The 25110-nt window shown below is 61.1% G+C and carries 23 protein-coding genes; 12 read left to right on the top strand and 11 right to left on the bottom strand.

The window, feature by feature from the left end; translation table 11 throughout:
* The first annotated feature begins 114 nt into the window (after positions 1-114).
* The 7 genes from AB8B29_RS21645 (at position 115) to AB8B29_RS21615 (ending at position 7784) form a co-directional block, all read left to right on the top strand.
* Positions 115-999, top strand: coding sequence for a dihydrodipicolinate synthase family protein (locus AB8B29_RS21645; protein ID WP_037192166.1), 885 nt, complete (start codon positions 115-117; stop codon positions 997-999).
* A 21-nt stretch (positions 1000-1020) separates the two neighbouring features.
* Positions 1021-1680, top strand: a complete 660-nt coding sequence (locus AB8B29_RS21640; protein ID WP_037192168.1) for a GntR family transcriptional regulator — start codon at positions 1021-1023, stop codon at positions 1678-1680.
* Positions 1681-1731: 51 nt separating this feature from the next.
* Positions 1732-3063 (top strand): ABC transporter substrate-binding protein, encoded by a 1332-nt coding sequence (locus AB8B29_RS21635; protein WP_037192170.1) that lies wholly within the window; start codon positions 1732-1734, stop codon positions 3061-3063.
* Positions 3063-3998, top strand: coding sequence for a carbohydrate ABC transporter permease (locus AB8B29_RS21630; protein ID WP_037192172.1), 936 nt, complete (start codon positions 3063-3065; stop codon positions 3996-3998). Before AB8B29_RS21635 ends, AB8B29_RS21630 begins: the two co-directional genes overlap by 1 nt.
* A 1-nt stretch (position 3999) precedes the next feature.
* Positions 4000-4815, top strand: coding sequence for a carbohydrate ABC transporter permease (locus AB8B29_RS21625; protein WP_037192174.1), 816 nt, complete (start codon positions 4000-4002; stop codon positions 4813-4815).
* A gap of 64 nt (positions 4816-4879) precedes the next feature.
* Complete coding sequence (locus AB8B29_RS21620; RefSeq protein WP_037192177.1) at positions 4880-5839, top strand: sugar kinase; 960 nt, start codon at positions 4880-4882, stop codon at positions 5837-5839.
* Positions 5840-6062: 223 nt separating this feature from the next.
* Positions 6063-7784: an ABC transporter ATP-binding protein gene (locus AB8B29_RS21615; RefSeq protein WP_037192180.1), complete on the top strand. Its 1722-nt coding sequence runs from the start codon at positions 6063-6065 to the stop codon at positions 7782-7784.
* A 45-nt stretch (positions 7785-7829) separates the two neighbouring features.
* Here the strand turns inward: AB8B29_RS21615 and AB8B29_RS21610 are convergent, their stop codons facing one another.
* From AB8B29_RS21610 to AB8B29_RS21580, 7 genes are all read right to left on the bottom strand, one after another.
* Complete coding sequence (locus tag AB8B29_RS21610; protein ID WP_092573570.1) at positions 7830-9128, bottom strand: LLM class flavin-dependent oxidoreductase; 1299 nt, start codon at positions 9126-9128, stop codon at positions 7830-7832.
* Between the two features lie 31 nt (positions 9129-9159).
* A complete protein-coding gene (locus AB8B29_RS21605; RefSeq protein ID WP_037193136.1) occupies positions 9160-10500 on the bottom strand; it encodes an MmgE/PrpD family protein in 1341 nt (446 codons plus the stop codon).
* An 11-nt stretch (positions 10501-10511) separates the two neighbouring features.
* Positions 10512-11300, bottom strand: a complete 789-nt coding sequence (locus AB8B29_RS21600) for an amino acid ABC transporter ATP-binding protein (RefSeq protein ID WP_037192185.1) — start codon at positions 11298-11300, stop codon at positions 10512-10514.
* A 9-nt stretch (positions 11301-11309) separates the two neighbouring features.
* On the bottom strand, positions 11310-12083 hold the full coding sequence (locus AB8B29_RS21595) for an amino acid ABC transporter permease (protein ID WP_112440354.1): 774 nt from the start codon (positions 12081-12083) through the stop codon (positions 11310-11312).
* Complete coding sequence (locus AB8B29_RS21590) at positions 12080-12829, bottom strand: amino acid ABC transporter permease (RefSeq protein WP_112440356.1); 750 nt, start codon at positions 12827-12829, stop codon at positions 12080-12082. The genes AB8B29_RS21595 and AB8B29_RS21590 overlap by 4 nt, the downstream gene beginning before the upstream one ends.
* A gap of 29 nt (positions 12830-12858) precedes the next feature.
* Entirely contained in the window at positions 12859-13695 is an 837-nt protein-coding gene (locus AB8B29_RS21585) for a transporter substrate-binding domain-containing protein (protein WP_037192190.1), read from the bottom strand.
* 168 nt (positions 13696-13863) lie between these two features.
* The gene (locus tag AB8B29_RS21580; RefSeq protein WP_037192192.1) at positions 13864-15276 is read right to left on the bottom strand and encodes a helix-turn-helix domain-containing protein; all 1413 of its coding nucleotides are present in this window, start codon (positions 15274-15276) and stop codon (positions 13864-13866) included.
* Between the two features lie 208 nt (positions 15277-15484).
* Here AB8B29_RS21580 and aceA point away from each other — a divergent pair, with 208 nt between their 5' ends.
* Both aceA and AB8B29_RS21570 read left to right on the top strand, forming a co-directional pair.
* The gene (gene aceA / locus AB8B29_RS21575) at positions 15485-16774 is read left to right on the top strand and encodes an isocitrate lyase (protein WP_037192194.1); all 1290 of its coding nucleotides are present in this window, start codon (positions 15485-15487) and stop codon (positions 16772-16774) included.
* 27 nt (positions 16775-16801) lie between these two features.
* Positions 16802-17047 (top strand): SMc00767 family acetate metabolism repressor, encoded by a 246-nt coding sequence (locus tag AB8B29_RS21570; protein ID WP_037192196.1) that lies wholly within the window; start codon positions 16802-16804, stop codon positions 17045-17047.
* A 70-nt stretch (positions 17048-17117) separates the two neighbouring features.
* Here the strand turns inward: AB8B29_RS21570 and AB8B29_RS21565 are convergent, their stop codons facing one another.
* Both AB8B29_RS21565 and AB8B29_RS21560 read right to left on the bottom strand, forming a co-directional pair.
* Positions 17118-18080, bottom strand: a complete 963-nt coding sequence (locus tag AB8B29_RS21565; protein ID WP_037192199.1) for an asparaginase — start codon at positions 18078-18080, stop codon at positions 17118-17120.
* On the bottom strand, positions 18077-19528 hold the full coding sequence (locus AB8B29_RS21560) for an amino acid permease (RefSeq protein WP_112440358.1): 1452 nt from the start codon (positions 19526-19528) through the stop codon (positions 18077-18079). Before AB8B29_RS21560 ends, AB8B29_RS21565 begins: the two co-directional genes overlap by 4 nt.
* 272 nt (positions 19529-19800) lie before the next feature.
* Between AB8B29_RS21560 and AB8B29_RS21555 the strand changes: the two genes are divergently transcribed.
* A complete protein-coding gene (locus AB8B29_RS21555; RefSeq protein WP_112440360.1) occupies positions 19801-21228 on the top strand; it encodes an aspartate ammonia-lyase in 1428 nt (475 codons plus the stop codon).
* Here the strand turns inward: AB8B29_RS21555 and AB8B29_RS21550 are convergent.
* Positions 21200-21913 carry a FadR/GntR family transcriptional regulator gene (locus AB8B29_RS21550; protein ID WP_037192206.1) on the bottom strand — a complete coding sequence of 238 codons (714 nt, stop codon included), beginning with the start codon at positions 21911-21913 and terminating at the stop codon, positions 21200-21202. The genes AB8B29_RS21555 and AB8B29_RS21550 overlap by 29 nt on opposite strands.
* A gap of 80 nt (positions 21914-21993) precedes the next feature.
* A complete protein-coding gene (locus AB8B29_RS21545) occupies positions 21994-22437 on the bottom strand; it encodes a MarR family winged helix-turn-helix transcriptional regulator (protein ID WP_092573624.1) in 444 nt (147 codons plus the stop codon).
* A 204-nt stretch (positions 22438-22641) separates the two neighbouring features.
* Here AB8B29_RS21545 and AB8B29_RS21540 point away from each other — a divergent pair, with 204 nt between their 5' ends.
* On the top strand, positions 22642-24213 hold the full coding sequence (locus AB8B29_RS21540; protein ID WP_113108598.1) for an AMP-binding protein: 1572 nt from the start codon (positions 22642-22644) through the stop codon (positions 24211-24213).
* A gap of 47 nt (positions 24214-24260) precedes the next feature.
* Positions 24261-25091, top strand: a complete 831-nt coding sequence (locus AB8B29_RS21535) for a p-hydroxycinnamoyl CoA hydratase/lyase (RefSeq protein ID WP_037192212.1) — start codon at positions 24261-24263, stop codon at positions 25089-25091.
* The last annotated feature ends 19 nt before the right edge of the window (positions 25092-25110 follow it).

Here is a 25110-nt window from a genome sequence, read left to right as displayed (position 1 = left end):
TATTCGCATGCTTATTCACAAAGTGAAACTCAGCCATGACCAACTGACCAAACTTTGCTTTACAACTAACATGTCAGCGTGATACGCCTGATCTCACAAGATCGGGAGGATTGGATGAGAGAGAGTTTTGGCCTGTCGGCCGCCTTGGCAACGCCCTTTGACGCCGATGGCGAGATTGCCGTTTCGGGCGTGATCGCGCAGGCCAGGCACTGCCTTTCCAATGGTTGCAAGAGCGTCACCCTTTTCGGCACAACCGGCGAAGGCGCCTCGATCGGCATGCAAGAGCGCCAGCAGGTGCTGGCTGCGATGATGGCTGCAGGCATCGCTCCCTCGCAGATCGTCATGGGTGTGTTGGTCGATGCAGCCGAGGATGCTGCCGCGCAGGCAAGGGAGGCTCTTGCACATGGTGTCCGCAACATTCTTTTGGCACCCCCCTCCTATTTCAAGAACGTCAGCGACGATGGGCTTTTCAAGTGGTTCGCGGCCGTCTTCGCCATGCTGGGCACACATGCACGCGACGTGATCGTCTACAACATTCCTTCCGTGACGATGGTGCCGCTCTCCATTTCTCTCGTCGGCCGTCTGCGCGCCGCCTTTCCGGATACCGTCGTCGGCGTCAAGGATTCCTCCGGCGACTGGCCCTATACCGAAACACTGCTGAAGACCCATGGCGCTCTCATTATTCTCATTGGCGATGAGCGGCATCTAGCCCGCGGGGTACGTCTCGGCGGACAGGGCGCCATCTCCGGCATGGCGAACCTGCTTCCCCGCGAAGTGCAGGCCATGGCGGAAAAGGGTATCGATGATGCCAATGTCGAACGTTTCGTTGGGGAGTTGCTGCACTATCCCGTCATCCCGTCCATCAAGGCGATCCTCGCCCGCATGACGGGTGACGAAAGCTGGCTTGCCGTGCGCCCGCCCCTTGTGCCAATGAGCAAGGACGATTGTGACAAGCTCTTTGCTGTCTTCGGCGCCTTGTTTCGCGCTAAGGCCGCCTAGCCGAACTGCCCGGAGCCGCCGATGGATGGAACTGGCGAACAGCCGACGTTGAGAGAGAAGGCCTATGAGAGCTTCACGCGCCATCTGCTGGCGCGCGACGTTCGGCCGGGCCAGTTCATCTCGCAGCGACGGCTCGTCGAGCTGACGGGACTGACGCTCGGAGCGATCCGCGAGCTGATCCCCCGACTGGAGGCGGAAGGGTTGATCAAGACGGTTCCACAGCGCGGGCTGCAGATCGCCCACATCGATCTCGACCTCATCCGCGAGGCCTTCCAGCTTCGCATCTTCCTGGAGAAGGAAGCGGTCGCACTTTTCACCTATTCGGCTTCGGACGAGACGATTGCCAAGCTTATGAAGGAACATCGCGACATCGCCGACGCCATCCGGGCCGGCGACGCGTCGCCGGAGCTCGAATTGCATGCGCAGTCGGTCGATTGGGGCATGCACGACGCCTTCATCGACGCACTCGGCAATACCATCATTTCGAACGCCTACCGGGTCAATTCCATCAAGATGCGCCTGATCAGCCAGGACAGGTTCCGCATCAACGGACATGTGGGCCCCGTGATGCACGAACATCTGAAAGTGCTCGAAGCGATCCAGCGACGCTCGGCCGAGGAGGCGGTTGCCGCTCTCGCTTCCCACATCAACGGAGCACGGGACCGCGCATTGAAGATTTGAATAAACAAGGCCGCAAATGAGGAGATTTTCGGCCAAAGGAGGAGGAACAGGATGTCATCATCATTTTTCAATCCGACGCGTCGCGGCTTCATGGCCGGCACGGCTGCCCTTGGAGCGGCAAGCCTTCTGGGCGTGCGCTCCGCATCGGCGGCCGTCGACTGGAAGCGCTTTTCCGGCACGACGCTCGAAGTCAACCTGATCAAAAGCCCGCGCAGCGACACGATCCTCAAATATCTGAGCGAGTTCGAAGCGCTGACGGGGATCAAGGTCAACGCCGAGGCGACGCCTGAGCAGCAGCAGCGCCAGAAGACGACGATCGAACTCAGCACCGGCAAGCCAAGCTTCGACGTCGTCCATCTGAGCTATCACGTCCAGAAACGGCAGTTCGAAAAAGGCGGCTGGCTTGCCGATATCAGCGGCTTCCTGAAGGACCCGTCGCTGACCGATCCGTCGCTCACGGAAAGCGATTTTGCCGAGGCCGGCCTGAAATTCGCCAAGGACCCCGCCGGCGTCATGCGCTCCTTGCCCTTCTCGGTGGACTACTGGATCGTCTACTGGAACAAGACCCTGTTCGAAAAGAAGGGCCTTGCCTATCCCGAAACCTTCGAGGACATGGCGAAAGCCGCGGAGGCGCTGACCGATAAGTCGACCAATACCTACGGTTTCGTCGCCCGCGGCCTGAAGAATGCCAATGCGCCGGTCTGGACGACCTTCATGCTCGGCTATGGCGCAACGCCGCTCTCGGCCGACGGCAAGTTGCAGACGACATCGCAGGGAGCAGTGGACGCTGCGACGCTCTATCAGCGCCTGATGACGAAATCGGCTCCTCCCGGCGTTTCCGGCTTCAACTGGGCCGAGGCACAGTCGGCCTTCCTGCAGGGCAAGATCGGCATGTGGCTCGATGGCGTCGGCTTCGCGCCGCCGATCGAAAATCCGGAAAAGTCCCGCGTGGTCGGCCAGGTCGGCTACGGCGTCATGCCGAAGGGACCGAGCGCGCAGGCTGCGGCAACCACCGGCGACGGTATCGGCGTGACCGCCGCCAGCCAGAAAAAGGAAGCCGCCTATCTCTTCTGCCAATGGGCGATCTCCCATGACATGGGCGCACGCCTGCTGCAGGCCGGCGCCGGCGTTCCGTTCCGCCAGTCCATTCTGGAGGATCAGAAGGTCCGCGAGGGCGTCAAGATGCCTGGCCCATGGCTGGACGCTGTCGCCGGCTCCGCCAAGGTCTCGCAGCTCGCCCTGCCCGTCATCATTCCGGTCACGGAATTTCGCGACATCTATGGCGTGGCGCTGACCAACATGATCGGCGGCGCCGACCCGGCAAGCGAACTGAAAACGGCAACGGCGCAATTCGAGCCGGTACTGGCACGAAGCGAGGGATAATGGCCTCCGTGAGCATCGAAGATACGAGGGCGACGAAGGCTGAGAAGAGGAGCAAGCCGAAAAGGCTTGTTCCAAATTATTGGCCCTTCGTCATTCCCGCACTGATCGTGATCGCCGCCGTCATCGTCTTCCCCTGGGTCTTCACCCTGTGGATGAGCGTGAACAAGTGGACGCTCGGCCAATCGCAGAGCTTCATCGGCTGGGACAACTACGTCCGGCTGGCGACCGATCTGCGCTTTTGGGAATCGCTCTGGCACACGGTCCTCTATACCGTACTCTCCGTCGTCGCTCCGCTGATATTCGGAACGCTGGCGGCCCTGATCTTCGATACGAATTTTCCGCTGCGCGGCTTCCTGCGCGGCGTCTTCGTCATGCCGATGATGGCGACGCCGGTCGCCGTGGCGCTGGTCTGGACGATGATGTTTCATCCGCAGCTCGGCGTGCTCAACTACCTGCTGTCGCTTGTGGGCATTGGGCCGCAGGAATGGATCTACAATCAGGTGAGCGTCATTCCTTCGCTCGTTCTGGTCGAGGTCTGGCAATGGACGCCGCTGGTCATGCTGATCGTGCTCGGGGGTCTCGCCTCCGTGCCGCGCGAACCCTATGAGAGCGCCGAGATCGACGGCGCCAACGCCTGGCAGAAGTTCCGCTATCTGACGCTGCCGATGATATCACCCTTCCTGATGATCGCCGTCATCATCCGCGGCATCGATGCGATCAAGAGCTTCGACATCATCTATGCAATGACGCAAGGCGGCCCGGGAACGGCGTCCGAGACCATCAACATCTATCTCTACAACACCGCCTTTGCCTATTACGACATCGGCTACGGCTCGGCCATGGCGGTGGTGTTCTTCATCGTCATCGTCGCGCTCTCCTTCATGCTTCTGATGATGCGCCAGCGCACAAAATGGACCGACGCGGAGGGGCATTGACATGAAACGCTCGACACTCAACCGCATCGGCCTACTCTTCGTGGCCCTGGTCATGGTTTCGCCGGTCGTCCTGTTCTTCCTCTGGATGATCTCGCTGTCGCTGAAATACGAGATCGACAACGGCGCCTATCCGCCGATCCTCATCCCGGATCGCTTCGCCTGGTCGAACTACGTCCAGGTATTCCAGGAAAACAACTTCTTCCTCTACTTCTGGAACTCGGTATTGGTGACGGGTGCGGCCACCCTGCTCGCGCTCATCATCGGCGTGCCGGCAGGCTATGGCATCGCGCGGCTGAAGGCGGAAAAATCCGCGATCGTCATCATGATCGCCCGCATGACGCCGGGCCTTTCCTTCCTCATTCCGCTGTTTCTGCTATTCCAATGGCTCAATCTGTTGGGAACGCTCTGGCCGCAAATCATCATCCATCTCGTCGTCACCGTACCGATCGTCGTCTGGATCATGATCGGCTATTTCGAGACCACCCCGATGGAATTGGAGGAGGCCGCAAGCATCGATGGCGCCACCCCCTGGCAGGTCTTTCGCCTCATCGCCTTGCCGATCGCGCGGCCCGGCATCGTCGTTGCCTTCATCCTCTCGGTCATCTTCTCCTGGAACAACTTCGTCTTCGGCATCGTGCTTGCCAGCCGCGAAACCCGGACGCTGCCTGTCGCCGTCTACAACATGCTCTCCTTCGAACAGGTGAGCTGGGGACCGCTTGCGGCCGCCGCCTTGATCGTGACGCTGCCGGTCCTTGTCCTCACAATGTTCGCACAACGGCAGATCATCGCGGGCCTGACCGCCGGTGCCGTCAAATGACCTACCTTCCTTTTGACAGCATTCCGTTCCTGGCATCCGCAGACATAGGGAGCGGGAAGCGGCCTTGACGTCCTCATCTGTTTTCGATCCGCCGGCGGGCGCCCCGAAGCATGTCCTCTGTGTCGGCGCCGCGGTTCTCGACACCCTCTTTCGCGTCCACACGCTTCCAACCGGCCAGGGTAAGGTGCTGCCGTATGATATGCTGCAGATTGCCGAGGGCATGGCCTCGAGTGCTGCTTATGCAGTCGCACGCCTCGGCGGCAAGGCGAGCCTATGGGGAGCCGTCGGCAATGACGAGACCGGCGAACGGATCATTCGCGAACTCGCGAGTGCCGGGATTGTCACCGGAGGCATGCTGTGCGTCGAAGGCACCCGCTCCGCTGTCTCGACAATTCTGATCGATGACGACGGGGAAAGGCTGATCGTCCCTTTCTACGATCCGAAACTGCACCACATGACGAAAGCCTTCACGCCGGAAGATTTGGCCGACGTCGATGCCGTCCTCGTCGATGTCCGCTGGCCGGCATTGGCGCTGAGGGTTTTGAAAGCGGCAAGAAGCATGGGTAAGCCAGCCATCCTCGACGGCGATGTCGCGCCGGATGGCATCATCGAGCGGTTGGCGCCTGAAGCCACTCACATCGTCTTTTCCGAACCCGCAGCACAACGCCTCACCGGAATCGAAGATTTCGCTGAGATGGTGCGTCTGTTGAAGCGAAGGTTCGGCCATTCCTTCATCTGCGTCACGGCGGGTGCGGCCGGCAGCTTCTGGTGCGACGATCACAGCAATGACGTCAGACACAGCCCGACAATTCCCATAAGGGCGGTCGACACGCTGGCCGCCGGCGACATCTTCCACGGCGCCTTCGCTCTTGCCATCGCCGAGGGGAAAACGCCCGCGGAGGCCATCCAGCTTTCTTCCATAGCTGCGGCTATCAAATGCGAGGCATTTGGAGGGCGATCAGGGGCGCCGACCCGCACTGATGTCATCGCGCGCTTGGGCTCACATGAGGCATCAAGCCTCTAGTAGATCGCAACGCTCACTTCTTGAGATAGAGCTCCGCCACCCCTTGTTTATGGAGTGACACCGATGCACGCGTGGATTATATAAATCCTGCGACTCAAGCAGGAGGATCGCCAGATGAGAAATTTCAGCACCCACTAGCGCTGAACGGCGACGCCGAATTCGGGCTGCTGTTCAGTCCCTTCTTGTCCTTTCATATCCTCCTCAGTGCCCATGGAGGGCATTCATGCTTCGTCGCTTCTTTTCCTATTATGCGCGCTATAGAAAGCTGTTTTTCCTCGACTTCGGCTGCGCCGTGCTTGCCGGCCTGCTGGAACTCGGCTTTCCTTTGGCGGTCAAGCTTTTCATCGATCAGCTGCTGCCAAGCCGTGACTGGGGCCTGATCTTCGGCACCGCCGCGCTGCTGCTTGTCGTCTACGCGATGAACACCGGCCTCTCGGCAGTGGTCAATTATTGGGGCCATGCGCTCGGCATTTCGATCGAGTCCGATATGCGCCGCCAAGCCTTCGACCATATCCAGAAGCTCTCCTTCCGCTATTTCGACAACAACCGCACCGGTCACCTGATCACCCACGTCACCAAGGATCTCGAGGAAGTTGGCGAAATCGCCCATCACGGCCCCGAGGACCTGTTCATCGCGATCATGACCTTCGTCGGCGCCTTCCTGCTGATGTTCAGCGTGCACTGGAAGCTCGCGCTGCTGACGACGACCATCGTGCCGTTCATGACCTGGCTGGTCAGCCGCTACGGCTCCAAGATGACCGTGAATTCGCGCAGCCTGTTCGGCAAGGTCGGCAACTTCAATACGCGGATGCAGGAAACCGTAGGCGGCATCCGCGTGGTCAAGGCTTTCGCCAATGAGAGATACGAAAGCCAGCTGTTTGCCAGCGACAACGAGGATTACAAGGCGACCAAGCTCGATGGCTATGCCTATATGACGGCGAGCATTGCGCTCAGCTATTTCAGCACGCGCCTGGTGCAGCTCGTCGTCATGATGGCAGGAACCTGGTTTGTCATATCGGGAGAGCTGAGCTATGGCGGCTTCGTCAGTTTCCTGTTGCTGATCAACGTCTTCTTCCGCCCGATCGACAAGATCACGTCTGTTATCGAGACCTATCCCAAAGGCATTGCCGGCTTCAAACGCTTCCTCTCCTTGATCGACACGGAACCGGACCTTGCCGACAGACCAAATGCGATTGCGGTTGACCATCTGAAGGGCGATATCGCCTATAGCAGCGTCGCCTTCGGCTATTCCGATCAGACCACGATCTTCAAGGATCTCAATCTGACGATCGCGGCTGGCGAGACCGTGGCATTCGTCGGCGCCTCCGGCACTGGCAAGACGACCATCTGCTCGCTGCTGCCACGCTTTTACGACGTGACGGCTGGCAGCATCACCATCGATGGCGTCGATATCCGCGACATGACCCAGGCCTCGCTGCGCAGCCAGATCGGCATCGTGCAGCAGGACGTCTTCCTGTTCGGCTCGACCATTCGCGAGAATATTGCCTATGGAAGGCTCGGCGCGACAGACGAGGACATCATGAAGGCGTTGCAGCGCGCTTCGCTCGACGAGTTCGTCCGGTCCTTGCCCGCTGGGCTCGATACGCCGACGGGCGAGCGCGGCGTCAAACTTTCGGGCGGACAGAAGCAGCGCCTGGCGATTGCCCGCATATTCCTCAAGGATCCGCCCATCCTGATCCTCGATGAGGCGACCTCGGCGCTGGATACGGCGACGGAATATGCGATCCAGCAGGCGCTTTTGGAGCTGGCGAAAGGCCGCACGACGCTGGTCGTCGCGCACCGGCTGTCGACCATCCGCAATGCGGACCGCATCATCGTCATGGGCGACAATGGGATTATCGAGCAGGGCTCGCATGATGAGCTACTGGCCCGTCGCGGCGCCTATGCCCGACTGCATAACGCGCAGTTTGGCCTCTATGCCTGATTTGTCGATGTAACCTGGAGCCGAGGCTTTATGCCTCGGCGACCGTCACGCCCAAGCAGGCCGTGTGAGACCGAGATGATCGCGTAGCGTCGTACCTTCGTATTCGCGGCGGAAGAGGCCTCTGTCCTGCAGGATCGGCACAACCTCGCGCGTGAAATCCTCAAGGCCGGCCGGGAAGAATGGCGGCATGACGTTGAAACCGTCCGCAGCGCCGCTTTCGAACCATAGCTGCATGCGGTCAGCGATCTCTTCGGCCGTGCCGAGCACGATGTGATGGCCGCGGCCGGCCGCAACGCGCAGCGCCAGTTCGCGGATCGTCAGCTTTTCGCGGCGGGCAAGCTCGGTCAAAAGCTCGGCGCGGCTGCGCAGCTGATCCGAGATCGGCAGGTCGGGCAGCGGGCCATCAAGATCATACTCGGCCAGACTATGGCCAATCCGTTCTTCCAGCAGCGGCATGGCGCTCTTGATGTCAGTCCAGCGGTTTAGCACGTCGAGCTTTTCACGCGCTTCGGCAACGGTCCTGCCGATGACAGGCAGGAAGCCCGGCATGACGGCGACGTCATCGGGGCTGCGCCCAAAGCCGACCACCCTGCTCTTCAGGCTCTTGTAGAAGGCCTGCGCCTCGTCGAGGCTCTGCTGGGCGGTGAAGACGATATCGGCAGTGCGGGCGGCAAGATCCTGGCCTGGACCCGAGGATCCGGCCTGGATCAGGATCGGATGGCCCTGCGGCGAGCGCGGGATGTTGAGAGGACCCTTGACCGAATAATATTTGCCGGCGTGATCGAGCATGCGCACCTTGGCGGGGTCGGCATAGACGCCGCTTTCCTTGTCCTTCGGAAAGGCATCGTCTGCCCAGCTGTCCCAGAGGCCACGCACGACGTCGACGAACTCTTCGGCCACCGCATAGCGCTCGTCATGCTCCGGGTGGCTCTTGGAGAAATTGGCGGCCGTGCGCGCATAGGACGTCGTCACGATATTCCAGGCGGCGCGACCATGGCTCAGATGATCGATCGAGGCAAAGGCGCGAGCCAGATGGTAGGGTTCGCCGTAGGTGGTCGACGCGGTCGCCGCAAGGCCGATCTTGTCAGTGACCATGGCGAGCGAGGCAAGCAGGGTCAGCGGCTCGAAACGGGCGATCATCGACGGATGGGCATCGAGGCCGCTCGTCAGGCCGTCGGCCAGGAACAGCATGTCGAACTTGGCAGCCTCGGCAATCTGCGCGACCCGGCGCAGGAGATCGAAGTTCTCGCTGCCGGCTTCCGCCTCCGGGTGGCGCCAGCCGGACACGTGATGGCCAGCACCTTGCAGGAAAAGGCCGAGATGGATCTTGCGTGTCGTGCTCATGGATACATGCCTTGCGTTTCTTGGAAGAAGATCAATTCAGACTGTGGGCCAAAAGCGCGATAAGGCGATGAAGATCGTCCTCGCTGCGCATCGTCCTCACAAGATCGGGAATAGCCGATACGGACGGATGGTTATCGGTCGCATCGCGGAATTTCTCGGTCGCATCGCTCAAGCCCGGCAAGCCCTTGAACTCGCGGACCAGACGGCTTCCGTCCTTGAGCTTGATCTCGGCAATCACGAAACGTGTCTTCGGATCGCTCGACATGCGCGGGGCCGCCTCATCGTGCCGGCGGCGAACACGCCGCGCGATCGCAATCAGGTCGTCGCGCACCGGCGTCTCACCGAAATGGCTGATCTTCAGCGCACCATCAACCAATGCCGTGGCAAAGACGTATTCGGCGCTGAAGCGGGCATCGATGCCAGTGGTAGGGGTTGTGACGACCAGCGCCGCATCACCGCCCGGCGGAAAGGTGAGGACGACTTCGTCGATCAATCCGGCATCCAGTTTTTCCCCATGAAGCTGAAGACCGATCATGCCGACGGGATGGCTTGCGGTGCAGCATGGGAACGCCTTGAGCGTCAGACCCGGAGCGACGATCTGCCATGGCGAACCCCATCCCTCCACCGCCATCCGCGGCCGCTCTTCGCCAAACGCGAAGGCCGAAAAGAAGCCGATCGGATTGTCGAGGAAATCCCTGGCGCCGCCAAAGCCGGCCTTGGCAAACCTGGCCGACAGCAGGCCCGAGCGAGCCGCCATGCCGGCGTGATAGGGCTTGGCATCATGGCCGAACTGCAGGCGCAGGCCGCTCGAATGGGTGGCGGCAAGTCCCAGTGCGGTGGCAGTCTCGGCGACCGAGTAGCCAAGTACGTGGGCAACGGCCGCCGCAGCGCCGATGGTGCCGAGCGTCGCGGTCGCGTGGAAACCGTTCTCGTAATGGCGCATCCCGAGCGAGAGGCCGAGGCGCGCCATGGCTTCCAGACCAACGATATAGCCGGCGATCAATCGGTCGGCCGACAGGCGCTCTTCCGATGCCAGCGCAAGCAGCACAGGCACGATGACCGTCGTCGGATGACCTCGGACGCTGGCATGCACATCATCATAATCGAGCACATGGCCGGCATGGGCATTGATCAACGCCGCCGTCAGCGCATCGGTGCGACGCCCCTGCCCGATAATGACGGCCTCGCCCGCACCCGCCGGCAGCTGCTCCAGCAGGATGCGCGTCGTGCGATCGGATGCGCCGCCGAAAGCGCAGGCCAGCCAATCGACGATCGCCTTGCGTGCCGCCGCAACGGCGGCTCCATCGCTCAGCGGTTCGGCTGATACGATGGCCTCGGCGAAAGCTGTGGTCAGCGGAAAGGTCTTTTCCATCATCGATCCCTTCAGATGCCTTCGCCGTCTTCCAGCGAGGCACGCCCGCCGGCAAGTCCGTTGACGAAACGGCGGATACGCGCATTCGTGGACTTCTGGAAGATATCCTCCGGAGACCCCTGATCAACGATCAGGCCGTTCTCGGTGAAAACAACGACATCACTGATCTCTTCGGCAAAGCGCATTTCATGCGTGACGAGGATGCTGGTCATGCCCTCCTTGACGAGATCGCGAATGACGGCAAGCACCTCACCGACGGTTTCAGGATCGAGCGCGGAGGTTACCTCGTCGAACAGGACGAGATCCGGCCGCATCGCAAGAGCCCGCGCGATCGCCACGCGCTGCTGCTGCCCGCCGGAAAGCTGCCCCGGAAACATCTGCGCCTTTTCGGATAGGCGCACGCGCGCCAGAAGATCCCTGGCGTGACGTTCGGCCTCTGCCCGATCGACGCCGAGGATGCGGATCGGCGCGATCGTGATGTTGTCGAGCACGGACAGATGCGGGAAGAGATTGTACTGCTGGAAGACGATCCCGATCTTCTGCCGCAGCTTGATGCGCTCGGCCTCGTTGCGCATCTGATCGACGCGCATGCCGTTGACCGTAATGTGTCCGGTCTGTGGCGCAACCAGCGCGTTGATGCAGCGCAGGATCGTCGATTTGCCGGATCCGGACGGACCGATGATCGAAACAGTCTGTCCCCGGGCGACCGTCAGGTCGATGCCTTTCAGGACCTCGGTGGATCCAAAGGCGAGATGCACGTTGGCCAGTTCGACGATCGGATTGGTCTGAGCTTGGCTCATGCCGGCTCCTTATGCTTTGAGGCGACGCTCGAGGCGGCGCGTCAGGCTGGAAATGGGATAGCAGAGGGCAAAGAAAGCCGTCATCACTACTAAATAGGCGAGTACGGTAAAATCCAACCGGCGCACGGCAGTACTGGCGTCTGTCGCGGCATGCAGCAACTCATGCACGCCGACCAGCGAGGCGAGCGCGCTCGCCATCGTGATCGAGGCAAAGAGGTTCATCCAGGGTGGCAGCGAGCGGCGGGCGCATTGCGGCAGGATGATCCAGCGCAGCGCCTGCAGCCGGGAAAAGCCGAGCCCCTTTGACGCTTCCCATTGCGTCGTCGGGATCGATTGGATGGCCCCGCGCGTGATCTCGGCGACATAGGCGCTGGCCGGAATGGCAAGTCCGATCACCGCCTTTAGCCAGTCGGGAAAGGGCAGGTAGTGGCCGAACACGACGATTTCGAAAGGAAAGATATAGGTCGTAGCAAAGATCAGCACCAAGTGCGGCGCGTTGCGGAAGACCTGCACATAGAGAACGACCGGATAGCGGACGATCTTCAGCGGCGTCAGCTCGAGAATGCCGAGCGCCACGCCCAATAAGGTCCCACCCGCCATGGCGAGTAGGCTGATGAGGATATTCATCAGGAAGCCGCTGCCGAGGTAGGGCAGCCATTCGATCAGCACATGCAGCAGCGAGAGATCGGCAAGCAGCCAAACGACAGCCGCCACGACCAGAGCGCCAAACGCCCAGACCAACCAGTTGCTCGAAGGAGCGGAGGAGAGTTTTGCGACGCTCATGTGCCGACCCCGAAGCCCGGCACAGCGAGCCGCTTCTCGACCCAGCTCCCGATCCTGGCTACCGCAAGATTGATGGCGCTGAAGAACAGCAGAATGACGATCATCAGCTCGACGACGTTGTCGCGCTGCGTCCAGACCATGATCGAGGCATAGGTGATCTCGCTCACCGCGATCGCATTGCCGACGGTGGTCAGCTTCACCAGATTGATCATGTTGTTGACGATTGCCGGCAGCGAGGCCCTGACGGCAAGCGGTATGGCCACGAAGCGCAGGATCTGCAGGCGGGTGAAGCCGATCGCGCGGGCTGCCTCCACCGTCTGCTCCGGCACCGCCTCGATGCCGGCGCGAAGCGCATCGGCATGAAGCGCTGCCACATGCAGCCCAACGACCGCGACCACCCAGAAGAACGGCGTCAAAGGATTATGCTGCGCACCGCCGAGCCCATTGGAAACGAGCGTGTTCAGCACGAGAAAGCTGAACATCAGCTGCACCAGTGTCGGCGTATTGCGGGTGACTTCGATGAAAGCTCTGACCGGCGCGGACAAGGCCTTGCGGCCGGACGTCAGCATGGCGGCAAAAATCAGGCCAAAAAGCAGGCTGATCGGAATGAGCAGCACAATCAGATAAAGCGTGGTGATGAAACCACCACGCCAGATCTGCGATTCATAGCCGCTGGCCAGGAACTCGTAGTGGAGCCCAATCTTGCCAGTCCAGTCGATGAAGGTCTGAAGAATCGATTTCCCCATGCAATCAGCTCCTCAAGCGACCGACAAGGTCACTTGGCCTCGAGCTTCTTGTGTTCTTCTTCCAGGAAGGTCGTGTTGAGCAGGCGGTTCGCCTTGGCATAGTCGAGAAGCTTGCCGTTGGCATGCAGCTCAAGGATTGCCTTGTCGAGCGCAGCGCTCGTATCGCCTTCGCCCTTGCGCAGCCAGATCACCGAATCCGACGGAACGAGCTCAGTGGGGAACAGGATCTTGTAGTCCTTCCAGTCTTCCGGACGATCCTGAAGAAGCAGGCCGACCGTCGCACCGACATGCACGGCCGCAACGCAATTGCCGCCCTGCAGCGCCAGAAGCGATTCCGGCTGGCTTGGCAGCGCCTTCACTTCGGCGCCGTATTGTTCGATCAGCGGCTGGGTGTAGTTCGAGCCCTGAGAAACACAGACCGGCTTGCCCTTCAGGTCGCTCCAGTCCTTCAAACCGCTGTCCTTGCGGCCAACGGCGGCGCCGCCGCTTCGGTCATAGGGCGTCGGCACGTAATCAAGGATCTTGGCGCGCTCTTCCGTGTACTGCATGTTGGCAATCAGGATGTCAACCTTGCCCTGCTGCAGAAACTGCACCCGGTTCGGCGGCGTCACCGTCACCGTTTCCAGCTTGACGCCGAGCTTGTCGGCGAGCGCCTTGGCGATGTCGAGGTTATACCCCTTCTGCTCCTGGCTTGCCGGATCGATATAGCCGAAAGGCGCACCTGACAGGATGACGCCGACCGTCAGCGCGCCGCGCCCCTTGATGCGATCGAGCGTCGCATCAGCGTGGGCGATCGTGGTAAAAAGCGCGCCGCAGGAAAGAGCAGCGGCAAAAATGGCAGCAGATGTTCGCTTGGCAAAATTCATGAATGTCAGGCTCCTTGTCTGCGCGGAACCTAGAGAGGGCGAGCGCACCACGCGAGGAATCAAATGCTATTTATAGAGGGATCGGCGCAACAATTGCCTATATAAACCATAGATTTTAACATGCTTCATTTGCCATTACACCGGCGCCGATAACGACAGCCAACGCGATCATTGAAAATCAAAGACACTGAGGCCCGCCGCCATTTCGTCGAGGCCAAGCGGGCGCGTCACAGGTGGTTCGGCTCTCGCCAGACAGCCCTGACGCTCACACAATCGACAGGCCGGACCGATCGTCACCGGTGTCGAACCGAGCGCCTTGCCATAGATGACCTCATCGCGATGGGCAATGTCGCAGCCGATGAGAAGTGCCGTGCGGCGCACCCTTTCGCCAAAGTCCGCCTGAGGACCTTCAACGGTGCGCGATATCGTCAGAAAGCCTGCACCATCGGGCATTTCCGTCGCCTCGACCAGTATCTGCCCTGACTGGGCGAAGGCGGCGTGAATATTGAGCTTGGGACAGCCTCCGCCGAAACGAGCCTGCGGAAAGCCCTGCGCACCCGCCTTGCGCAGGCGATGGCCGGCGCTGTCGATTTCCATCAGGAAGAAGGCGACGCCCGAGGCGCCGGGGCGCTGCAAGGTCGTCAGACGCGTGGCGGCCTGCTCGTAGGAAACCCCGAAGCGGGTGCCGAGCCCATCGATGTCATAATGCAGGCGCTGCGCTGCCGAAAGATAGGCGCCATAAGGCATCAGCAGAGCATGCGAAGCATAGCGCGCCAGCTCGAAACGGGCGATCCGCTTGGCTTCAGGCGTCGAGAGAGCGAGCGAGTCCAGTTCAGCGGCAATCTCGTCACGCAATGCCAGCAGGGAGACCTCGGTTGCGATCTCCCGTAGCTGGTCGAAAGGCGACAAGCGCTCGGAAAGAAACAGGCGCATCGAATGGCGGTCGTAACGCCGGCGCAGGCCCGGCATGGCGCGCACCGGCAGCAGGCGCACCGCAATGCCGTGCTCGCTTTTCAGCCACGTTTTCAGGGCGCCCGCCATGTCGTCGCCGGGCGCAAGACGTGAGTGGAACGCTTCTGAGGCATCCTCGATGCGGGCAAAGAAATTTGGCCGCCCCTGCAACCGGTCGTGCACCTCGTCGAGCGGCAGACGCGGGCCGGCGACATCAGCAACCCGGCCTTCGCGGGCCAGGAGTTCGGCGAGATCGGACAGCCTGGCCGCCTGCTCGCGATAGGCGCGATAGAGCCGGATCATACCGTTTGCCGCGTTTGGCGCGGCCTCAGCAAGCTCGATCAGCTCCTGATCGGCGGGGATCTCGCCGACCAGCAGCGGATCGGCAAAGATCTCGCGCAATTGCCCGGCATTACCGCCCTGCTCGCCCTGTAATTCGTCAAGGTCGATCTTGTAGACACCAGACAGCTTCAAAAGCAGCTGCACGGTCAGCGGCCGCTGATTGCGCTCGATGAGATTGAGATAGGACGGCGAAATATCCAGCGCCTGCGCCATGGTCGTCTGCGTCAGGCCGAGACCCATGCGGATGCGCCGAACCCGCGGCCCGGCAAAGATCTTGCGCTCAGCCATTTGTCATTCCCTTTACAAATTTTCGCTTCGCCTAAATTTTACAAAATTTACAACTTTACTGACGGCCGCCGTCAACAATAGCACATCATAACCCTTTTATCTAATGCGTTCTTCTCGTTCTTCTGGTGTCTGGCGCTACTATCTTGTAAAAATAGTCACGCAATCCACATCGATCAAACGATCAGCAGAACAGCCTTGGGAGATTCGCATGACAGATTTTTACAAACTGGTTCCGAACGCGCCTGGCGGACGCTTCGATGGTGTTGAGCGGCCCTATACGGTCGAGGATGTGAAGCGGCTGCGCGGATCGATCACCATTCGCCATTCCCTAGCAGAGATGGGAGCGAACCGCTTGTGGCAGCTCATTCATGAAGAGGATTTCGTCAACGCGCTCGGCGCGCTCTCGGGCAATCAGGCCATGCAGATGGTCCGCGCCGGGCTGAAGGCGATCTATCTCTCGGGCTGGCAGGTCGCAGCCGATGCCAATACTGCCTCGGCCATGTATCCCGACCAGTCCCTCTACCCCGCCAATGCAGGCCCGGAACTGGCCAAGCGTATCAATCGGACCCTGCAACGGGCAGACCAGATCGAGACCGCCGAGGGCAAGGGTCTTTCTGTCGACACCTGGTTCGCACCGATCGTTGCCGATGCCGAGGCAGGCTTCGGTGGTCCCCTCAACGCCTTCGAGATCATGAAGGCCTATATCGAGGCGGGTGCTGCCGGCGTCCATTTCGAGGATCAGCTGGCGTCGGAGAAGAAATGCGGCCATCTCGGCGGCAAGGTTCTCATTCCAACGGCAGCCCATATACGCAATCTCGACGCCGCTCGCCTGGCTGCCGACGTCATGGGCGTGCCGACATTGGTCGTTGCGCGTACCGACGCTGAGGCCGCCAAGCTTCTGACTTCGGATATCGACGAGCGCGATCAGCCCTTCGTCGACTACGATGCCGGCCGCACGGTCGAAGGCTTCTATCAGGTCAGGAACGGCATCGACCCCTGCATCGCCCGCGCCGTCGCCTACGCACCGCATTGCGATCTCATCTGGTGCGAGACGTCGAAGCCGGATCTCGAGCAGGCGCGCAGGTTCGCCGAAGGGGTGCATCGCGCCCATCCGGGCAAGCTTCTCGCCTATAATTGCTCGCCGTCCTTCAACTGGAAGAAAAACCTGGACGACGCAACGATCGCCAAGTTCCAACGCGAACTCGGCGCGATGGGCTACAAATTCCAGTTCATCACGCTTGCCGGCTTCCACCAGCTGAACTTCGGCATGTTCGAACTCGCCCGCGGCTACAAGGCCCGCCAGATGGCCGCCTATTCCGAACTGCAGCAGGCCGAATTCGCCGCCGAGGCCAATGGCTACACCGCAACCAAGCATCAGCGAGAAGTGGGCACCGGTTATTTCGATGCGGTGTCGCTGGCAATCACCGGCGGCCAGTCATCGACCACGGCCATGCACGGATCGACCGAACACGCCCAGTTCAAGCCGGCAGCAGAGTAATATTGAGCTCAACAGGAGGAGAATGACATGCCATCCATAGCACGCGTTCGCGAGAGAGCCGAGGAGCAATCTCTCACCATGAATGCCGACCAGCAGGCCGTTATCCGCATGCTGGCCAACGAGCTGCATCGCCTCAACCAGGCGGTCATGAATGCGGTCGACGCCGGCGTCTCCGTTGAGCTGGTTCGCTCGGCCCGCCACCATGGCGGCGATGGCAACTGGGGTGACCTGCTGATCCCCGTCGTCGTCGCCAACGCGGCACGGCCGGCTTAGGCAGGAGCATCGGTCAACCATCTGCGGGCTGTGACCTCATCCGAGGGCCGGCCCGCCTACCATTGGCGCCCTATACGGTTGCGCCCGGATTGAAATCATCGAATGCCTGCGCCGTGAATTCAGCCGTTGCGCCGGAAGCGATAAGAGCGGCAAGCAAGATCCTGGCCTGACCGGGTCTCAACGTCGAGGAATGGATAGCTCCGGCTTCGACAAGATCATGTCCGCCACCGCCGCCGCCATAGCTCGACATCAGCAGGCCATCCGGCACCCGGCTCGACACGACAACGGGAACGCCGGCGCTCTCGCAACGCTTGACGGCTTCGACCAGGCGGGAATTGGCATTGCCCGAGCCGAGGGCCGCAAGCACGATGCCGTCGGCCCCTGCCCTCAGGCTCGCATCCACGTGCACGGAATCGCAACCCGGATAGATCGCTACCATGTCGACGCGAACTTTGCCGAGCGATGTCGCCAAGCGCGGACTTGCCGGATTGTCGATTGGTCGCGCCTGCCGGAAAGCATCCACGACATCGGAGGAATATTTATAGAGCCCCCAGGCCGGCAGCAGCCTGCCGCCAAAACAGACGAGTACGCCGCGCCCCATATTGGCCTGATCGGCGGCGGCCGCAATGGCGGCTGTGAGATTGGCAGGCCCGTCAGCTTTGGGATGGTCCGCCGTGAATTGCGCGCCGGTGAACAGGACGGGCTTGTTCAACTCATGCTGCAAATGGACGAGCAGCGCCGTTTCCTCCATCGCATCGGTGCCGTGCAGGACGACGATGCCGCTCACATCGGCGTCGTCAAGCAAATCGCCGACCCTGTCGCTGATCTCCTGCATGTCGGCGAGCGTGAGGCTCGCCGAATCCTTCGCCATCAGCTCGATGGGCCTCAGCATCACCGGCATGTCGGGCAGCAGCGACAGCAGGCTTTCTCCCGTCAGAGACGGCTTGCTGGCGCCGTTGTCGGCACGCTCGCTTGCGATGGTGCCGCCGGTGGCAATGACCGCCACCAGCGGATTGGTCTTTCCTGCGGTCACGCCTCACCCCGCTCGACCGCCAGCTGCTGGATACGGTCGCGCAGCAGATACCATCCGATCACCAGGGCCGGGGCGATCAGGACAAGCGAGGCGATCGTCCAGGTGCCAACCGGATAATCCAGCGCCATCAGCACCAGCACGGCAAACAGGAATACGAGGGCCAAAATGCCGGTATAGGGCGCACCGAACATGCGGAAATCCGGCCGCGCCATCTCGCCGCGCTGCGAAAGCTTCCACAGCTTGAGCTGACACAACACGATGACGCCCCATGCGCAGATGATGCCCAGAGCCGAAAGGTTCAGCGCGATCTCGAAAGCCGACGACGGAACGACGGCATTGAGCGCGACGCCGATGACGGTGACGGCGGCGGTGACCGCGATGCCGCCATAGGGCACGCCGGCCTTGTTCATCTTGGCAAGCGCTGCCGGCGCCGAACCGGAGACGGCCATCGAATGCAGGATGCGGCCGGTCGAATAGAGGCCGGCGTTCAGCGAGGAAAGCACGGCCGTCAGTACGACGAGATTCATGATGATATCGGCACCTTCGACACCGATGGCGCCGAAGAAGGTGACGAAGGGGCTCTCGCCTGCCTTATAGGCCGTATAGGGCAGAAGCAGCGATAGGAGCAGCACCGAACCGACGTAGAAGACGAGAAGGCGGGCGACCACCGTGCGGATCGCACGCGGCATGACCTTGCGCGGATCCTCCGTCTCGCCCGCAGTCGTGCCGATCAGTTCGATCGAGGCATAGGCGAAGACCACGCCCTGGATGATGACGAAGGCCGGCAGAATGCCGCTCGGGAAGAAGCCTCCGCTATCGCGGATGATGCTGAAGCCTGCCGAATGACCGGCAATCGGGGTTCCGGAGACGACGAAATAGATGCCGACGATCAGGAAGCTGACGAGCGCCAGGACCTTGACCAGGCTGAACCAGAATTCCAGCTCGCCGAAGACCTTGACCGACAAAAGGTTCATGAACAGCACGACCATCAGTGCAATCAGCGCAAATACCCATTGGTCGATGCCGGCCAGCCAGGGCACATAATGCTTGAAGAAATTCATATAGAGGGCAACGGCCGTAACATCGGCAACCGAGGTCATGGCCCAGTTCAGCCAATACATCCAGCCGACCGCAAATGCCATCTTCTCGCCGTAGAACTCGCGGGCATAGGAAACGAAGGAGCCGGAGCTCGGACGGTGCATGATCAATTCACCGAGCGCACGCAGCACCAGGAAAGCGAAGAAGCCGCAGATCGCATAGACGAAGATCAGGGCCGGACCGGCCGCGGCGAGCCGGCCGCCAGCACCGAGGAAAAGCCCTGTGCCGATCGCGCCGCCGATGGCGATCATCTGGATCTGCCGCGGCTTCAGCGCCTTGTGGTAGCCGAGATCTTCATCGACCGGTGGCCGGCGGTCCGCCGGCACATTCTGAATAGGTTCGACTGACATTGCTCCTCCCTTGAGCCATTTTTTCCGTAGACAGTTCCGGGTCTCGTACCCGACAGGATGCCTTTCAGTTGATCAGACCATCGATCGGCAGGTTATGATCGCCAGCCTTCCTGTAATGCTGTATGACAGATTTTTCCTCATAGACATTTTGTGGGGCGGAGGTCAAGTCGCGCACTGGCTTATTGACGTTGTTTGCCGCAGCAGATAACAGCTCCTTAAATCTGTCATACAGCTTGACAGATTTAGCTCGATCTACGCCATAGGAGGATAATGTGGACACGACGCGAAGCGAGTATGATTTGCTGGGTTCGAAGGATATTCCGGCCACTGTCTATTGGGGGGTGCATACCGCCAGAGCCTTGGAAAACTTCCAGGTGACGGGCACGCCGATCGGACGTTACACGCATCTCATCCGTGGCCTTGCCTTCGTCAAGGAGGCCGCCGCCCTTGCCAATCACGAGCTTGGCCTGCTCGACAAAGAAAGGCTCGACGCCATCGTGCGGGCCTGCCGCGAGATTCGTGCCGGCGAGCTTCATGAGCAATTCGTGGTGGATGTCATCCAGGGCGGCGCTGGCACATCGACCAACATGAATGCCAACGAGGTCATTGCCAACCGGGCGCTCGAACTGCTCGGCCACGCCAAAGGCGACTATGCCCGCCTTCATCCGAACGATCACGTCAATCTCAGCCAGTCGACCAACGACGCCTATCCGACGGCGGTCAATGTCGCGCTGATCGAAGCGATCGACGGGCTTGCGGCGGCGATGCAGATGCTGCAGGAGGCTTTCGAACGCAAGGCCAAGGAATTCGACAGCATCCTGAAGGTCGGTCGCACCCAATTGCAGGATGCCGTGCCGATGACGCTCGGCCAGGAGTTCCGGACCTTTGCCGTGATGCTTGGCGAAGACAGATCCCGCCTCATCGAATCCGCTGCCCTTCTGCACGAAGTCAACCTCGGCGCGACCGCCATCGGCACCGGCCTCAATGCGCCGGCCGGCTATGCAGCACTTGCCTGCGCTCATCTCGCGCGATTGACCGGACGTCCACTTGTGACAGCTAGCGACCTGATCGAAGCCACGCAGGATCCCGGCGCATTCGTCCATCTGTCGGGTGTGCTGAAGCGCGTGGCCGTCAAATTGTCGAAGACCTGCAATGATTTGCGTCTGCTGTCTTCCGGCCCTCGAGCTGGCATCGGCGAGATCAACCTGCCGGCCATGCAGGCCGGATCGAGCATCATGCCGGGCAAGATCAATCCGGTGATCCCGGAGATGGTCAATCAGGTCGCCTTCTCGGTGATCGGCAACGACATCACCGTGACCATGGCTGCAGAGGCAGGTCAGCTGCAGCTCAATGCCTTCGAACCGATCATCGTGCGCTCGCTGTCGGAGAGCATCACGCATCTGACGGCGGCCTGCCATATCCTTGCCGAACGTTGCGTCGACGGCATCACCGCCAATCCCGCCATCATGGCACAGCGTCTGCAGGAATCGCTCGGCCTTGCGACAGCGCTCAACCCACTAATCGGCTATCAGGCGGCGACACAGGTTGCCCGTGAGGCGCTGGCAACCGGCCGTACCGTGCCGGAAATCGTGCTGCAGCATGGCCATTTGACCGCCGAGCAACTTTTCGAGGCGCTCCGGCCGGAAAGGCTCGCCAACCTGCCCATTGTGGTCAACGCTGCGGCTGATCCTCGCCGATGATGGTCGTCACCACGCGCTCGACCTGACCGAGATGGGCCTCCATCGCTGCGATGGCCGCCTGCTCCGAGCCCGCCACGATCGCCTCGACGATCTGGCGGTGCTCGACATTCGAGGCCACACGCCGCTGCGCCATCATGTTGACCAGTTCCGATTGGCGCATCAGCGCGTCGCGGGCATCCGCAACGATCTTTGCAAACACGGCATTACCGGAGGCCTCTGCGATCATGCTGTGAAATTCAGAGTCGAGCTGCACCCATTTATAGGGGTCTTCCTGCCTGTCCATCTCGTCGCATAGTCCCAGCAATCGCGCCAATTGCGCGTCCGTGCGCCGCAGCGCCGCCCAACCGGCCGCCGGCACCTCGATGAAAGGCCGCGCCTCGATCAGATCACGCGCCGAATAGCCGCCATAGTGCAACTCCGGACTGGGCGTGGACGTGACCACGAAGGTGCCGCTGCCGGTGCGGGTTTGCGTGAAGCCCAAGGTCTGCAGCGAGCGGAGCGCCTCGCGGACGATGGGGCGGCTCACCCCATAGTGTCCGGCAAGCTGCGACTCGGCGGGCAGCCGCGTCCCGACCGCCAACCGTCCCGATGTAATTGCCGAACGAATATCGTCGAACACCGCCTCAGCGGCGTTCTTCCGACTGATCGGCCTTGTATAAGATAACCAATCAGCCACCTCACTCATGACACCCAACCTTTATAAACATTCCATGCTTGTCAACAAACGAGGCTTGGAAAGACAGCCCCTGTCCCGGCGCGCCAGCCTCAACCCGAACTGTCGCCGGCATAGACGCGTTTCAGAAAGCCGACAAAGGTTTTCAGCTCCTCTTTGGAGAAGCGCCCGGTGAATTTCCGCTCGTGGGCCGCGATCAGATCGCGGCACGCTGCAAGGATCTCCTGACCCTCGCCCGTCAGGATCAGCTGCTGGCGACGGCGGTCGACGGGAGACGGGCGGCGCGCAACCAGGTTGCGATCCTCCAACCTATTGACGAGCGACATCATCGTCGCACGATCCATGCCGAGAGTTGCCGCTATATCGATCTGGCTCGCCCCCTCGTTCTGCGCGATCAGTTCCAGCACGGCGACCTGCTTCTGCGTCAGGCCAAGGTCTTCCATGGCTCGCGAGAAATCATGATAAAGCGCAACATTGGCCATGCGCAGGTGAAATCCGAGGATGTCCTCCAAGGAGCTGGTGTCAATCCGGCGCATGTCGTCAGCGCCATCCTGCCTCTGCGCCTTTTCCCCACGATTTCCGACCGCCATCACTCCTCCCTGCCCGGCACAGTCAATGCGCCTGGCAGTCTTAGAAGCACAATTCCATGCCGGCAGCAAATTTCCCTTGAGGAGAGCAGGTAAAATATTGTATGTGTTGCATACAAATTTCGCTATGGGAGTGGCGAGGTGGAGGAGCAAATGCAACAGGTCTCGCAGCACATAGGTGAGGCAATCGGCGCGGTGGGGTTGGAGACCGACGATCCGCTTGTCTTTCGGGCCAAAGTCAGCCCGAACCGGCCGGCGGTGATCGAGGTGGCGACAGGCCGGCATTTGAGCTATGGCGAGCTGAATGAACTGGCCTCACGCTGCGCCGGGTGGCTGGCAAAGGTCCTGCCGGGCGGCGAGGATCATCCGCGCATCGCTTATCTTGGCCGCAACTCGATTGCCGAAATCATCGCATGCCTCGGTTGCCAGCGCCTCGGCGCGGTCTTCGTGCCGCTCAATTGGCGTTTGAGCGCAACCGAACTTCAGCAGATCCTCGCCGATTGCCGCCCGCACATGCTGATCGTGGATCGGGAATTCAGCGAAATCGCCGGCGAAACCGGTCCCCTCCTGCCACCACAGCTGATCGTGGAGGGTGAGGCTGGGTTTCTTGCTCGTCTGCAGGGCGCGCGCCCTCGTGCCGGCGGGCGAATTGCGGCGGATACGCCTTGCATCATCCTCTACACGTCAGGCACGACCGGCACTCCGAAGGGCGTGATCATCACCAGGCGCAACGCCTTCTTCTCGGCAATCAATTTCGCGCTGGTCGGAGAAGTGACGTCGCAATCCGTCACCCTCTGCGACCTGCCGCTCTTCCACACGATCGGCATCATCGCGATCGCACGAACGACGCTTCTCATGGGCGGACGGCTGGTCATCTCGGACCGCTTCCAGCCTGAGCGAACCCTCTCTGTCCTCGGCGATACGGCCCTCGGCATAACGCATTATTTCGCCATTCCCCAGATGGCCTCGGCATTGCGCGCATCGCCCCATTGGAATCCCGCTGCCTTGAAGGCTCTGAAAGCGATCTTCATCGGCGGCGCTCCGCTTTCGCCGGCCCTGATTGAGTCTTTCCTCGAAGACGGCGTTGCCCTCGTCAACGGCTATGGCATGAGCGAGGCCGGCACCGTCCTGCACATGCCGCTCGACAAGGACCTGATATCGGCCCATCCCGGCAGCGTCGGCTTCGCCGCCCCGCTCACCGAGATCCGCCTCATGGCATCGGATGGAACCGATGCCGCCGATGGCGACGTCGGCGAGATCTGGCTGCGCGGGCCGGCTGTGACGCCGGGCTACTGGAACAAGCCGAAGGAAACGGCCAGCGCCTTCGTCGACGGATGGTATCGAACCGGCGATCTCGGCAGGCGCGACGAAACCGGTCTGCTTTACATACCCGACCGGCTGAAAGACATGTATATCAGCGGCGGCGAGAATGTCTTCCCGGCCGAGGTCGAAGCTGTCATCGCAACGCATCCGGCCGTGCGTGATGTCGCCGTCATCGGCATCCCCGATCCGCGATGGGGCGAGAGCGGCGTGGCCTTCGTCGTACCGGCCTCCCCCGAAGTGCTTGCCGAGGACATCCTCAGCCATTGCGCAGCCCGCCTTGCTACCTACAAGCGCCCGCTACGCGTCATCTTCCTTGAAGCCATTCCGCGCACCGCATCCGGCAAGGCGCAAAAGCATATCCTCAGACAATCACATACCGACACCGATCCGAAGCCGTTTTGACGGTCGGCAGGCATGACTGAAACACTAAAGATGAGCAGGAGAGACAGATGACGGAAATTGAGAAGACCACGGCCGATCCGGTGCTTGTCGAATTCGACAATGGCATCGCCTTCGTGACGTTGAATCGCCCCGATAAACGCAACGCGATGAATCCTGCGCTCAACACGCGCATGCTCGAAGTCCTGGACGATCTTGAAGGCGATGAGCGGTGCGGCGTTCTGGTCCTGCGCGGAGCAGGCTCATCCTGGTCGGCCGGCATGGATCTCAAGGAATACTTCCGCGACAATGACGGCAAGCCGCGCGATGCGACGCTGAAGAGCCGCCGGCAATCCGGCGGCTGGTGGAGCCGGCTGATGTATTTTGAAAAGCCGACGATCGCCATGGTCAACGGCTGGTGCTTCGGGGGCGCCTTCACGCCGCTGGTCGCCTGCGATCTCGCGATATCAGCCGACGAAGCAACCTTCGGCCTCTCCGAAATCAACTGGGGCATCCTGCCCGGCGGCAACGTTACCCGCGCCGTTGCCGAAGTAATGAACCACCGCGACTCCCTCTACTACATCATGACCGGAGAAACCTTTGGCGGACAGAAGGCCCGCGACATGGGCCTCGTCAACGAATCCGTGCCGCTGGAACAGCTCGAAATCCGCGTGCGCGCTATTTGCGCTATCCTCCTCGAGAAGAACCCGGTCGTGCTCAAGGCCGCCAAGGACACGTTCAAGCGCGTGCGCAATCTGCCCTGGGATCTGGCCGATGATTACATCTATGCCAAGCTCGAGCAGATGCTGTTTCTCGACAAAACGGGAGGACGCGACGAGGGCCTCAAGCAGTTCCTCGACGACAAGGCCTATCGGCCGGGTCTTGGTGCCTACAAGCGGTAGCCGTTGTCGGCGCGAATAC

It is taken from the genome of Rhizobium sp. 11_C7_N12_5 (assembly GCF_051811145.1).
Lineage (GTDB): Bacteria > Pseudomonadota > Alphaproteobacteria > Rhizobiales > Rhizobiaceae > Rhizobium > Rhizobium lusitanum.
Note: the sequence above shows the minus strand (reverse complement) of the source record. Positions and strands in the feature narration are given on the sequence as shown.

Excerpts from the sequence above, each read along its gene's own strand:
- AB8B29_RS21645 (WP_037192166.1), top strand. The coding sequence starts at position 115 with ATGAGAGAGAGTTTTGGCCTGTCGGCCGCCTTGGCAACGCCCTTTGAC.
- AB8B29_RS21640 (WP_037192168.1), top strand. The coding sequence starts at position 1,021 with ATGGATGGAACTGGCGAACAGCCGACGTTGAGAGAGAAGGCCTATGAG.
- AB8B29_RS21635 (WP_037192170.1), top strand. The coding sequence starts at position 1,732 with ATGTCATCATCATTTTTCAATCCGACGCGTCGCGGCTTCATGGCCGGC.
- AB8B29_RS21630 (WP_037192172.1), top strand. The coding sequence starts at position 3,063 with ATGGCCTCCGTGAGCATCGAAGATACGAGGGCGACGAAGGCTGAGAAG.
- AB8B29_RS21625 (WP_037192174.1), top strand. The coding sequence starts at position 4,000 with ATGAAACGCTCGACACTCAACCGCATCGGCCTACTCTTCGTGGCCCTG.
- AB8B29_RS21615 (WP_037192180.1), top strand. The coding sequence starts at position 6,063 with ATGCTTCGTCGCTTCTTTTCCTATTATGCGCGCTATAGAAAGCTGTTT.
- AB8B29_RS21610 (WP_092573570.1), bottom strand. The coding sequence starts at position 9,128 with ATGAGCACGACACGCAAGATCCATCTCGGCCTTTTCCTGCAAGGTGCT.
- AB8B29_RS21605 (WP_037193136.1), bottom strand. The coding sequence starts at position 10,500 with ATGGAAAAGACCTTTCCGCTGACCACAGCTTTCGCCGAGGCCATCGTA.
- AB8B29_RS21600 (WP_037192185.1), bottom strand. The coding sequence starts at position 11,300 with ATGAGCCAAGCTCAGACCAATCCGATCGTCGAACTGGCCAACGTGCAT.
- AB8B29_RS21595 (WP_112440354.1), bottom strand. The coding sequence starts at position 12,083 with ATGAGCGTCGCAAAACTCTCCTCCGCTCCTTCGAGCAACTGGTTGGTC.
- AB8B29_RS21590 (WP_112440356.1), bottom strand. The coding sequence starts at position 12,829 with ATGGGGAAATCGATTCTTCAGACCTTCATCGACTGGACTGGCAAGATT.
- AB8B29_RS21585 (WP_037192190.1), bottom strand. The coding sequence starts at position 13,695 with ATGAATTTTGCCAAGCGAACATCTGCTGCCATTTTTGCCGCTGCTCTT.
- AB8B29_RS21580 (WP_037192192.1), bottom strand. The coding sequence starts at position 15,276 with ATGGCTGAGCGCAAGATCTTTGCCGGGCCGCGGGTTCGGCGCATCCGC.
- aceA (WP_037192194.1), top strand. The coding sequence starts at position 15,485 with ATGACAGATTTTTACAAACTGGTTCCGAACGCGCCTGGCGGACGCTTC.
- AB8B29_RS21570 (WP_037192196.1), top strand. The coding sequence starts at position 16,802 with ATGCCATCCATAGCACGCGTTCGCGAGAGAGCCGAGGAGCAATCTCTC.
- AB8B29_RS21560 (WP_112440358.1), bottom strand. The coding sequence starts at position 19,528 with ATGTCAGTCGAACCTATTCAGAATGTGCCGGCGGACCGCCGGCCACCG.
- AB8B29_RS21550 (WP_037192206.1), bottom strand. The coding sequence starts at position 21,913 with ATGAGTGAGGTGGCTGATTGGTTATCTTATACAAGGCCGATCAGTCGG.
- AB8B29_RS21545 (WP_092573624.1), bottom strand. The coding sequence starts at position 22,437 with ATGCGCCGGATTGACACCAGCTCCTTGGAGGACATCCTCGGATTTCAC.
- AB8B29_RS21540 (WP_113108598.1), top strand. The coding sequence starts at position 22,642 with ATGCAACAGGTCTCGCAGCACATAGGTGAGGCAATCGGCGCGGTGGGG.
- AB8B29_RS21535 (WP_037192212.1), top strand. The coding sequence starts at position 24,261 with ATGACGGAAATTGAGAAGACCACGGCCGATCCGGTGCTTGTCGAATTC.